At 55.2% G+C, this 12,949-nt stretch carries 5 protein-coding genes; 4 read left to right on the top strand and 1 reads right to left on the bottom strand.

Annotation, left to right across the window (positions count from 1 at the left end):
- Window positions 1–149 precede the first annotated feature (149 nt).
- The 3 genes from QP968_RS09940 to QP968_RS09930 are packed head-to-tail and all read left to right on the top strand — an operon-like array spanning window position 150 to window position 11,315.
- Window positions 150–1,817 carry a SpaH/EbpB family LPXTG-anchored major pilin gene (locus QP968_RS09940; protein ID WP_284856254.1) on the top strand — a complete coding sequence of 556 codons (1,668 nt, stop codon included), beginning with the start codon at window positions 150–152 and terminating at the stop codon, window positions 1,815–1,817.
- Between the two features lie 30 nt (window positions 1,818–1,847).
- A complete protein-coding gene (locus QP968_RS09935; protein ID WP_284856253.1) occupies window positions 1,848–2,804 on the top strand; it encodes a class C sortase in 957 nt (318 codons plus the stop codon).
- Between the two features lie 3 nt (window positions 2,805–2,807).
- Window positions 2,808–11,315: a SpaA isopeptide-forming pilin-related protein gene (locus QP968_RS09930; RefSeq protein WP_284856251.1), complete on the top strand. Its 8,508-nt coding sequence runs from the start codon at window positions 2,808–2,810 to the stop codon at window positions 11,313–11,315.
- A 72-nt stretch (window positions 11,316–11,387) separates the two neighbouring features.
- Here the strand turns inward: QP968_RS09930 and panB are convergent, their stop codons facing one another.
- Complete coding sequence (gene panB, locus QP968_RS09925; RefSeq protein WP_284856250.1) at window positions 11,388–12,206, bottom strand: 3-methyl-2-oxobutanoate hydroxymethyltransferase; 819 nt, start codon at window positions 12,204–12,206, stop codon at window positions 11,388–11,390.
- Between the two features lie 104 nt (window positions 12,207–12,310).
- Here panB and QP968_RS09920 point away from each other — a divergent pair, with 104 nt between their 5' ends.
- The gene (locus QP968_RS09920; RefSeq protein WP_284856249.1) at window positions 12,311–12,922 is read left to right on the top strand and encodes a hypothetical protein; all 612 of its coding nucleotides are present in this window, start codon (window positions 12,311–12,313) and stop codon (window positions 12,920–12,922) included.
- Window positions 12,923–12,949: the final 27 nt, after the last annotated feature.

Genomic DNA, 12,949 nt, shown 5'->3' with positions numbered 1-12,949 from the left:
ACAGTTGCCCCCAAGTGCAGCTTACTGGCCCCTGTGATCTTGGAGTTTGTGCCTTCAGCGTTCTGCTGAAGGCCACTCATGCTTCCTTGATGCGTTCATTTCTGCGGGTGGGACCAGTGAAAATCGAACATTTACTCAAAGGAGATGCAATGACAGCATCAAATTCTCTCCCCCGTAAGGGCCTTGCGATCATCGCGTCCGGCATGGTGGCCTTTGCTAGCTTCAGCATGGCTCCCGTCGCCTTCGCTGAGGATGGCGACGCCACCACTCAGCAGCCGGGTAACACCGAGGGCATAGGCGCTGAGGTCAACGAGTCGCTGGTGAACCAGCTGAACAAGGGCGACAAGGCCAAGCTGACCATTCACAAGCTCAAGGGTAATTTCTCCGGCACCAACCCGTACGGCGTTGTTCAGGATAACGTCGCTGGTGACCCACTGGATGGCATTACCTTTGACATCTACAAGGTCAAGGGCATCGATCTCTCCACCGTTCAGGGCTGGAAAGAGTACGACAAGCTGGCCGGTTCTGACCCGAACAAGCTGATCACTGACGGTAAGGCCGAGAAGGTTGCTTCCGTGAAGACCGCTAACGGCGGCCTCGCTGAGTTTGAAGGTGAGATCGGCGTGTACGTGGTCAAGGAGAACCTTGGTGCATCTGATGTGAAGCCGGGTACCTACTCTCCAGCTGCTCCGTTCATCACCGCTCTTCCGTTCACCACTGAGGACGGCAAGGCGTGGAATAAGAATGTTCACGTCTACCCGAAGAACCAGGAGCAGAAGGCAAACAAGGAAGTCAAGGACCAGGGCAAGCACGCCCAGGACACGATCGCCTACACCCTTGACGGCACCGTGCCTCCGATTCCGTCCAACCACAAGGAGGGCGAGAAGTACTTCGACGGCTACTCCCTCGTGGATATCTACGATCCGGAGAAGTGGACCCCGGATACCAAGAGTGTTAAGGCTTCCATCGTCAACGGTTCGGAGACGATTGAGCTCGCAGCTGATGACTTCCAGGTGTCTGAGCCAGTGGATTACGCGAAGGAGGCCGGTAAGAAGGCTTTCTCCATCTCCCTGACCCGCACTGGCCTGGACAAACTTGAGGGTGAGGCCCGCAAGTCTGATTCGGTGAAGGTTGTTGCAACCGTCGAGGGCAAGTTGGCAGCTGGTTTGGCTCCGGGCGATGTGGTGAACAAGGGCTTCCTCATTCCGCCGAATGTGGCTGAACCGAACTGGGATCGTCCGAAGAACCCGGATGACCCGAACACCCCGCCGGAGACCCCGACGCCGGAGACTGAAGTTGTTTCCAAGTACGGCAAGCTTGAAGTCACCAAGGTCAGCTCCCGCGATGCCAACGCCAAGCTGGAAGGCGCAACGTTCGTGCTGCACAAGTGTGAGAACAACAACACCGCTGGTGGCGAAGGCAAGCTGCTCGACAAGAAGGCTGAGCCGCTGACTGTCGACGGTAAGAAGGAGTGGACCACCGACGCTGAGGGCAAGTTCAGCATCACCGGTATCCAGCTCGAGGACTGGTTCGATGGCAAGTCGCAGGACGACCTCTTCGACTACTGCCTCGTTGAGACTAAGGCGCCGGAGGGTTACGAGCTTCTGCCGAAGCCGGTCCTGGTTCCGATCAACCAGAAGACCCCGGAGCAGACTCTGGCAAGCACCATTTCGAACGTCCCGTCCACCCCGGGCACGTTCAAGCTGCCGGCTACTGGTGAGTGGGGCCGCTGGTGGCTCATCGCTGGCGGTGCAGCAGCACTGTTGGCAGCACTCGGTGTTGCATACAACGCAACCCGTCGCAACAAGGACGCATAAGAGAACGCATTAGGTAAAGGACAGGATCGCGTGGTTATTGCAACAGCACCGGTTGCTGAGAAGCAGAAGGAGAAGAGCAGATTTGCGTCTGCATCTTCCTCCCTTGCTGTTGCTGCGATCCTGTTCTTTATCGGCGTTGCTGCGGTTGCGTACCCGGTTGTGTCCACGTTGCACAACAACGCAGCCGCCTCTCGGGTGGCCGATGAAATGTCGGCTGAGATCGAGGCGCTCGATGATGACTATAAGGACGACCTCCTCGCGGAGATGCGTGCTTACAACGATTCGCTTCGTTCCAACCCTGTGGTGCCGGGCATCCCAGAGAAACAGGACTTGCAACCCACTGGTGAGTACGAGCGCTACCTCGACGTGGGTAGGCCGCACCTGTTGTCAACAGACACGATGAGCCAAATCATCATCCCCGATATTGGTGTCCGCCTCCCGGTGTACAGGGGTTCCGGACCAATGTCGCTCAACCGCGGAGCGGGCCACTTGTTTGGCACGACGCTTCCCGTCGGTGGACCAGGGACAAACACAGCTATTACCGCGCATACCGGTATGGCTACGGCAACGATGTTTGACAACCTCATCAACTTGAAAAAAGGGCAAGACATCTTCGTTACTACCCTCGGCGAGACGATGCGTTACCGCATGGTGGATTCCGTTGTGGTTCCGCCAGACACGCTTGACGCGATTCCGCCGGTAGGGGCTAGCGATGAAGACAGGTTGTTCCTTATTACCTGTACACCGTATGGACTTAACTTCAACAGGTTGATCGTCGAAGCTCACCGCATTCCACTCGATGCTGAGCCGTATCCGGGTGACATCACTGATGTGACTAACTCGGTGGGGCCGTGGCAGACGTGGATGACAGTGGTCGCCGTCATCTTTGCAGTTTTCATTCTGGCAATGACGTGGGTTCTTGCCTCAGCGGCGCGTCGCCGCAAATCGTCCTCCACCCCAGACTCAACAATTTCCAATAAAGGATAAGACATGAAGATCACAAGCGCTGTGCGTAAAGCAGCGGCGACAGTCGCAGTCGGAGTCGTTGCGGCCACAGGTGTTATCTCACCTGCGTATGCAGTACCGGAAGATAATTCCGGGACCACCACGGGCGTGGTTGAGAGCACGGTGGACGAGTCGGGCCCAACTGACGTCGATAAGCCTGTGGACCCGGACGAAGAGGTGGTCCTCCCGGGCGCCATCGACATTGCTGATAGCATGGTTGCCTTCGGTGCGGAGCTGGCAGGTGACCCGTATGACGTTGAGGGCACCGTGTTCAAGGTTGCGCCGGCAGCTACTGGCGGCGTGGTTATCGTTGGCTTAGCGCAGGGTAAGACTGCGACGAATGGTGAGCTTGAGATCCCGAAGAACCTCGACGGCAAGCCAGTCGTCGGTATTGATGACGGCGCGTTCCGCGATAAGGATCTGACCAAGGTCAGCTTCGCGGATGATCTCGAGCTTGAGTCGATCGGCGACGGCGCGTTCCAGGGCAATGACCTTGAAGGTCAGCTCACTGTTCCCGCGAAGGAAGTGGGGGAGAACGCCTTCGCCCAGAACAAGCTCACCAAGGTCACGCTGAAAGGCACGGAGACCGTCAAGAAGGACGCCTTCCGCGATAACCGCTTGACTGGTGTGGACTTCCAGCCGGCAACCGGCACACAGGTTGATCTGGAAGAACGCGCGTTTTTGAACAACCGACTTTCAGGTGAGCTGGACCTCACAAAGGTCGGCACGGTTGGGAATGAGGCTTTCGCGCTTAACGACGTCCGTTCGGCCACTGTCGGCGACCAGACAAACCTCGGCGACAAGGTCTTTGATAAGAACAAGGGCTGGATTGAGCTGAAATCCGATAACGGTTCGGACGAAGCCCGCGGCATTGTGACTAAGGCCTATGATGATGACTCCACCGGTCAAGTGGTCAACCCCGTCAGCGTGATTGTTCGTTACGTGGATGAGGACGGAAAGACCATCTTCCCGGAGGAAACACTGGGCAAAGACTTGAGTGATGGCACCCGTGCTTTTGAGAAGGGTGTTGAAGCCACGCTCACCCCGCGCAAGATTCCTAACCATGAAGCTTTAGAGCCCACACTGACGTTCACTCCCGACAAGGACGGGTTCGTCGTCGAGGCGAAGTACAAGTATGTTGACAACCGCCCAGTGATTACTTTCCCTGAAGGTGGCATCTCCCTGGAAAACGGTGAGGAAGCAACCAAGGAACGCATGCTGCGTGGTGTCACCGCCAAGGACAAAGACGGCAATGACCTAACCGACAAGATCACCGTCGATGCTTCCGGTGTCAACGTCAACACGCCAGGCGTCTACCAGGCCGTCTACACCGTCCAGGACAAGGATGGCAATGAGCGCGTGGAAACCGTCGACGTTGCCGTCGGCGTGAAATGGGCCGACTGGGAATTCGGCGGTGGCTGGCAGATCAAGGACTTCACCTTCAACGACAGTGGGGAAGTCACTGGTTTCAGCCAATCGGGTAAGGACAAACTGGCTGCCGGTAAGACTGATCTGTGGTTGCCACCGGTGGACTTGTCCGGCAAACCCGTGACTAAGATTTCCGAAAACGCTTTTAAGGGAACCTCGGCTACCAAGCTGTCTAGCTGGGGAAATATCCAGGAGATTGGTACTTCAGCGTTTGAAAACAGCAAGCTGACCTCTCTGCCCGATGAGTGGCCTGAGAAGTTGTCACGCATTGCACCAAAGGCATTTCGAAGCAACCAGCTGCCCTCCCTCCCAGAAGAGTGGCCTCGCGGCCTGGAGTCCATAGGCTATGAAGCATTCCAAAACAACAAGCTCACGGCTCTTCCTGAGAAATGGCCCGAAGGCTTGTCCCGTATTGGGTCAGATGCGTTCGCGCGCAACCAGATTGACATTCTTCCGAGCAAGTGGCCGAATTCCTTGAAGAGAATCGAGAGGAACGCATTCGCGAACAACAAGCTCACCTCGATTGAGAGCTGGCCGGATGATTTGGAGGCCATAGGCAATGGTGCCTTCCGTGAGAACCAGATCAAGTCGCTGCCTAAGAAATGGCCGGACACGCTGGAAGTTATTGAGGACAATGCCTTCTTGAAGAACAAGCTCACGTCACTGCCGGAGGAGTGGCCTGAATCTCTCAAAAAGATTGAGGGTTCTGGTTCCTTGAACCGTGGCAGGGCTGATGGTGCCTTTGCTCAAAACAGCATCCAGGAATTGCCAAAGAAGTGGCCTAAGTCTTTGGAGGAAATCGGCGGAGGCGCATTTGCTAATAACAGACTCACTTCGCTGCCTGAAGAGTGGCCTGAGGCTCTAAAGCTCATTGGTCAGGCTGCCTTTTATAAAAATCAGCTGACCTCGCTTCCAGATCGTTGGAATGATCAGCTGACTCGCATCGGGTATAACGCTTTCCAGTACAACAGACTCACTTCGCTGCCTGAAGAGTGGCCAGTGAAGCTTGAAACAATCGATAGTCATGCATTCCGGGACAATCAGATCGCGTCACTTCCGGAGAAATGGCCAGCGACCCTAGAGCACATCGGCGTTGAAGCTTTTCGCAGCAATAAAATCACATCATTGCCAGATCACTGGCCTGAGAAGCTGACGACTATTAGCTACGGTGTTTTCGCCGATAATCAGCTCACGTCTGTGTCGCAGACGTGGCCTGAGAATCTGTCTGTGATTGGGGACCAAGCTTTTCAGAACAATAAGATCACCTCGCTGCCAGAAGAATGGCCGCAATCTTTGACGAGTATTGGTAAAAACGCGTTTTCCCAGAACCAGCTATCTTCTCTCCCAGAAAAGTGGCCGTCATCCTTGAAGGTCATTGACAATGCTGCGTTCTACGTGAACCAGCTGACTGCTCTCCCCGAGGAATGGCCAGAGTCTTTGGAGACTATTGGGCCTGGTGCATTTCGATTGAACAAGATCGCGGATGTTCCGAATAAGTGGCCAGATGGGTTGAAGAGCATTGGGAGGCTTGCGTTTTATGACAATATCCCACTGCCAAGCGGATTGTCGTTCGATGTCAAACCTGAGCAATTAACCCAAAAGTTCCTCAATGACATCAAGGAATCTGGGCTTAAAACGCCGATTTACCTATTCACCACTGACAGCGTGACTCCGCAGGGGCTGAAGGTCCCGGAGGGTGTGATTATTAACCCCGTCAAGGTCACTCTTAATTTTGTGGATGAATCTGGTGCCACGCTTGCTGAGCCAGTCACGGTTATTGGTACACAGAACCAACCCTTCACCTACACCCCGCCGGCTTTCTTCGGTTACGAAACGCCGAAGGTAGACGAAGTGCTCGGTGTTGAGCGCGACCAAACCATCAATGTGGTCTACAAGAAGATTGACACATCTGACTACGAGAAGACCACGCACTTGGCGCTTAACCTCAACAATGGGTCTGCCTATCCGATCGGGGCCGACATGACCGGCAGCGTGCACATCGAATACACAGGGTTCGACTCTCCGGAGCTGAAGAATCCGCGCATTGAACTGAAATTCGATCCGAAGGTATACAACCACGAAGAGTTCGAGGTTGCCGCGAATACGTTCAATATCGACAAGAATTCGATTATTCGGAAACCGGGAGTATTCTCTTTCGTTCTTCCGGAACTGATTCCGGGACAGTCCCTAGACATCCCGTTCAGGGCCAAGTTCAATAAACTGGTTACGCCTTCGAATACGAAGTTTCCAATCACAGCCACGTTGGTGACTGACCCTAAGGACACCAACGGCAATCAGGTTATTGCTAAGTCCAACACGGAATCCTTCCGCGGGATCTACACTCCTCCCCGTCAACGGGTGTCCGTTGAAGGCAATTATGAAGACGGCGTCATTTCGAATTATGACCAGAAACTTGTTCCCTCTGATAATGACAATGAGGAAGGCGACCGTTTTGTCGCAGACGATGAGCCGGGCCGACTGATCAAGAACACGCTGAAGTACGGCATTTCTGTTGATAAATTGGAACGAAACGTCTCCAAATACGAGATGACCGTTCCCTTGCCGGAGTACAAGGTTCATGAAAAGTCCGAGACGTTCAAGAAGACAGGCCCCACAGGTATTGCAACCTTTGATCCGGAAGCTAACCCGGGTTGGAAGCTGTCGGAGGATGGGCTTTCCGTCACCTACGTTGGTGATAACAACGGCACTGACGGGAGAATTCTCAAGAATTTGGTTTTGGGATTCCCAGGTGCCGTAGAAGGCGAGAGCTTTACGCTGAATCCGACCGTGGTTCTGACACCCACTGACCAGTCTGAGACTGAGCCGGTTATGGTGACGAATAGCGGACGCACGAACCACTTCGCTCGTTATACGCCCCCACCGGGTGATCCCTTCGTGAAGTTCGCTGCAGGAAACCACGGAAATAGTGGTGGAAACTACTTCTATGACAATGCTCATGAGCGCGCAGGTACGTTCCCGTGGGTTGTGTCATACCGTGCAGTGAAGGATTACAACAATGTTTTGATTCGGGACCACGATCTTGATTCACGCATGTTCTATGACTCTGTGACTGTTCCTGTCAACCTTGGTGATGTCACAGTACGAGTGCTTGATTCACGTGGTAATGACCTTCAAACTGTTGAGGTTACGGATGTCAACGAGCGCAAGGTGACCTTTAGCAAGGCACAAGTGCTTGATGGTGTGGAACTTCTTATCGAGGTGAAAAACCCGATGAAGGAGGGCACGTACGGCACAATTGACATCACTACGCGTTTGAAGAATCCGGAAAAGCCGCTGTTTGTCAATGGCTCAGTGAAGAACCCCATCTTCCTCAACCATGCTGGTATTGAAATTGATGGTGTTCCTTTGAAGTCTGTGAAAGCACAGAAGTCCGTTCGAGCCATGCAGCAGGAAATTGAAGCGTATAAGTCCTTCAGGTCCTATAACGCGGACGGCAAGAAAGTTGATCAACTGATTACCGGTGACTCCTTGAGCTACACAGTCGGATTCAAGCCGCATGAAGGTTTCGGCGAGACGATCACCAATATTGAAGTTGTGGATCTTCTGCCCGTCGGTGTTGACATCACGAGTGTCTCTATGGGATCCCGTTTCTCACAGCTCCCTGGCGCTCGCTATGAAGTCGTAGAAAATTACCGTAACTCCGGTCAGACGGCCGTGATCTTCACTGCGTCCTCTGCAACTCCGCAGCAGGTGCTTGGAGGTAACTACTTCGCTGTTGGTCTGATCGATGTCGCTACAAACCAAGCAACCAATGGTGAGTACAAGCGCATTGATAATGAAGTGTTTGTTAACGCCACTGGAACCAGGTTGGTTGGGGAACTAACGGACCCACGTTTGGGTGATAAGAAGTGGACCAAGGCCTCGGTTTGGACACGGTATGAGCCGGCGAAGGCCATGGAGCAGCGTAAATTCATCCGTTCGTACAAGGAAGACGGTACGCCTGGCCCGTGGACTTCATCCGAGATTACGGCCCCGGGCGCAAAGCTGGATTACCGTTTGCGTCTGATTAACGGTACGGACCGTCCGCGCTCTGAAATCGTTGCTTATGATGTGTTCCCGCACGTTGGAGACCAAGGTATCCCGAGTCCACGTATGTCGGATTTTGCCAACACCTTTGACCCGTCACGCCCTGTGCAAGCACCAGAAGGCTTCACGGTGGAGTACTACAACGGCCCAGAATGGCCGGTGTACCCGGGTGAAAGGGAGACCGCACAACCGGCACTGGATGCCCTTGAATGGATGCCAACGCCAACCGTTGATACGAAGGCTATCCGCATCACTCAGAAACAGGGATACACCCTTGATTCTCGTAGCCAGGTCGAGTTCATTGTTCCGATGAACGCCAATGCAGAGAATCTGGACCAGTTTGGTAACCCGCCGAGGGAGATTCTGGGCAAGTTTGCACAGAACACCTTCTTCTACCGGGATAATGAGCAAAGGACCCTGCTCGAAGGCAACCGTGTTCGGAACGAGCTGAAGGCAAAGCCTGTTTCTATCGAGTTTGTGAAGACGGATAATTCTGATGCTCCACTTGAAGGTGCGACGTTCGCTCTCAAGGATGAGCAAGACAGAACGATCTCGACGGCGGTCTCTGGGCCTGATGGGAAGATCAAGTTTGAAAATGTGCTTGTCCAACCAGGCTTCACCGTGGTTGAAACCCAAGCGCCGAAGGGCTTCGTATTGAACCCGAAGGCTCACACCATCGATGAGGCTATGTTGAATGAGGCATACGCCAATACGCCTGCTGTCATTGACTTGGGCAGGGTGAGTAACACTCCAGAACCTCCGGCTCCTGTGTACGGGAAGGTTGAGTTCACCAAGATTGATATCGAGGGCAAGCCCTTGAAGGGAACTCAATTCACCTTGACAGGAATACCGACGGGCACGAAGGAACCCGTGACGTATACAGCGACTGCTGGTGACAACGGCAACGTTGTCTTCGCCGCAGTGCTGCCGGGAGACAATTACACGTTGACTGAAACTCAGCCAATTGGTTCGCTTGAACCGATTGATCCCATCAAGGACATCAAGGTCGAGGGTAAGAAGACCACGAAGCTTGGTGACAAGGTGGGAGACGTTGACCACGCAATTGTGAATAAGACTGCATCTGTTGCATTGGTTAAGCTCGGTGTGCTTGATGACAGGCTTGTTGGTAAGGATGGTCCACGCCCGTTTGGTAGTTTCCAGGCTCTCGACGGCGAGCGACTGAACGGTTCGACGTTCAAGCTTTACGACGAGAACAACGACGTAGTGGCCACGATTTCCCCGAATGCAAACGCTGATGCGCCTACGCGGATCAAGGGTTTGAAGCCTGGTGTTGTATACCGACTTGAGGAAACTCAGGCGCCGCAGAAGTATGAGGCGCTGGCTAACTTCCCCATGGAGTTCTCGGTTGGGCCGCGTGGGGAGTTGCTCTCGGCCGATGGCGAGCCGTTCCCCGTCCAATCTGCTTTGTTCGTCCCGAATAAGCAGAAGGGTCAGGAGTCCAAGGTGACTGTGGAGAAGAAGGACCAGGACGGCAAGGCTCTTGCCGGGGCTGAGTTCCAGTTGCAGCACCTCGACGGTGAAGAGTGGAAGCCATTTGGTGATCCTGTTGTCTCCGATGCAGATGGTGTCGCAGCGTTTACCATCGGTGAATCTGGCCGCTTCCGCGTCGTCGAAACGAAGGCACCTAACGGGTACCAGGGGAAGTTCATTTCCCGAGAGTTTGTTACGGATCGTTTCGTTGCACGCACGTTCACTTTCACTGCGGTGAACAAGCGTATGAACCCTGTCATTGCCAAGGTCGAGTTCATCGCCCGCGCACTGCCAAGTGAGGCAGCCGCAACGGAGCTTCAGAAGAAGAATCCGGGATCAGTGGTTGAACGCTCTGCTGGCCAGTGGAATGTGGTGAAGTGCCTCCCAGGTGCGACTTTCGAGATCCGCGAGGGTAACGCCGAAGGTCCGCTGGTTCAGGAGGTGACTACCGGTGATGACGGTAAGGCCGCAGTCACGGTCGACATCGATCCAACGAAGACGTACGTTGCTGTTGAAACCAAGGTTCCTGAGGGGTATTCAGCTCCTGCTTACCCAGTGACGTTTACCCCGGAAGCGAAGATTGCTGAGCAGGGGTCAGTTGACGGACGTTTCGTCGTGTACGCGCCGAACACTCGCGTCACTGGTCGGATCGTGGTGTCCAAGACCGATGCAGCAACTGGGCAAGCCTTGCTGGATGAGAAGGCTGAATTCACCGCCCAGCGTGTGGAGAAGGTCACCGACGGCAGCGAGGAGGAGAACGACATCGTCGTCGACGGTGTGCGCTACCGCCCGCTGGGTAAGCCGAGGACCGAAAACACGACGAAGTCCGCTGGTGTCGCAGTCTTCGACAAGTTGGACACAGGCACCTACATCGTCCGTGAGACGAAGGCGCCGGATGGCTACATTCTCGATGAGGCGCCGGCTGTGTTTGAGGTGACCAAGGAAGATTCAGCTCACACCTTCGTCTTCGCGAATGAGGCTCCTGAGCCAGAGATTGATCTGACCAAGTACATCAATGACCAGGATGCGAACACTCCGCTCACTGCTCCATGGATTCAGCCGGGAACAGACACGATGGACGTGAAGTTTGTTGTGGAGAACACCGGTAAATCGAAGCTGGAGAAGGTCACTGTCACTGACAAGATCGAGGATGCGGATGACAATCAGCAGTACATCGATGACGCGTTGAAGAACGCCGAGTTCGTGGTGACAGAAGCCGATGGGACCGAGAGCAAGGCTATGAATGGCCAGATTGTTCTGGCCCCGGGTGCTAAGGCAACGGTGACCTTGACTGTCAAGGCACCCGAGACCAACACCATGCACCGCGATGACGCGACTGCGGTTGGTTACTACCGTGACATTGAGGTCAAGGATGAGGACCCGGCGCATGCCTACCGCCTACCGATTCCGCTGCCACTGCCAATGTCGGGTGACAAGCCGTGGCTGATCGGCACGCTGCTCCTCGGCGGTCTCGCACTCGCGCTGTCCCTGGCAGCCGCGAAGAGGGGAACCCGTAGGAACCAGTAACCCCTGATGGGTAAGGGCCTGACTCCGACAAAGCGTCGGAATCAGGCCCTTAAACCTTTTATGGGGTGGTGCCTAGAAGGAGTGCTCCTCCGCGGGGAATGCTCCTTCCTGCACAGCGCGCTTGTAGCCGCTGGCTGCCAGGCCCAGAGCCTCGCCCACGGCACCGAACTTGCGCACAAAGCGGGCACGGTGATCACCGGCGGGGAAGTCCGCCAGATCGTGCCAGACCAGCACCTGTGCGTCGGTGTCTGGGCCGGCGCCGATCCCGACGGTGGGCACCGGGCTGCTTGCCGTGAGTTCTGCGGCGAGGGGAGCAGGGACCATCTCAAAGACGACCATGTCCGCGCCGGCGTTGACCACGGCCTCCATATCGGCGCGGAGCTGGTCAGCGGTGTCATCGCGGCCCTGCACTTTGAAGCCACTGAGGTTATCCACCGACTGCGGTGTGAAGCCCACGTGCGCGCATACCGCCAGGCCCGCATCCTTCAGGGCCTTGATCCGCGGGGCGATGCGCAATCCACCTTCGAGCTTGACCATGTGCGCCCCACTACGGTGAATCATCTCGGTGGCGCTGCGTACGCATTGCTCGTCGGAAGCCTCGTAGCTCCCAAACGGCAGATCAACAATCACTAGCGCATTACCCGCGCCACGAACAACGGCGGCGGCGAGGTAGGTCATTTCATCGACGGACACCTGATTCGTCGTCTCGTAGCCAAACACGACATTCGCCGCGGAATCTCCCACGAGCATGCATTCGATGCCCGCCTCCGCGAACACGCGCGCCGTCGAAAAGTCGTAGGCAGTGACCATCGCCCACTTTTCCCCATCAGCCTTCCTCTGCTTCAAGTCCGCTACCCGAACCTTTTTGGTGGGAACCACGTATCCAGTCATGCGGATAGCTTAGACACGGGAAACCGCAGTTTTTGGAATTCCCTAGAAATTGGATTCTCCCGCTTGGCCAGCGTGCTGCACCATCCGCACTTATGCTGGGGCGCATGACCATGACAGGACCACGCACAATCAAAGCACTCGGTGTCGCGCTTGCCGCAGTCGGCCTCATGGCCGTGGCTGGGTGTGGGGCGAATGAAAACGCTAACCAGGTAGCACCACCTGCAGCAGAGAGCCAAGATGGCACCGCGACTTCCGAAGCTCCCAAGGACATTGACTACCGCACGCTTGTCGACGGAATCACCTACAAAGGCCAACCCGTCATCGTTCGCACGCCGGACCAAATCGAAGAATTCATACAAGTGTCTCGGGATGCAGAAGCCGAAAACGCAGTAGACAACGTGCAAGTTGAACCGGCTGAATGCGCGGAGACCGTCATCGACCCCGCGCGCGCACACCACGCTGACAGGATGACTGTGGATAACTTCACGATGGCGGACCTAGACATCGATAGCTTCACGCTTATCGCGCAGGACACGAGTATCGCCGATTACCGGATGACGGATCTGGAGAAATCTGATGGGTCCTGTGACGAGTACACCGTGACGATGCACGGTTACACGCAGCACATCACTGACAAGGAAAACCCATTCGAAGGCGACGCGAACATGGGGTTGCCCGCAAATGGTGGACACGTAGTGGAGCTACCTCATGGTTAGGCAGCTGTTTCTTCTTCGTTGGTGGTC

It is taken from the genome of Corynebacterium sp. MSK041, from assembly GCF_030232265.1.
GTDB lineage: Bacteria > Actinomycetota > Actinomycetes > Mycobacteriales > Mycobacteriaceae > Corynebacterium.
The sequence above is the reverse complement of the archived record's forward strand: the minus strand, read 5'-3'. Positions and strand labels throughout refer to the sequence as shown.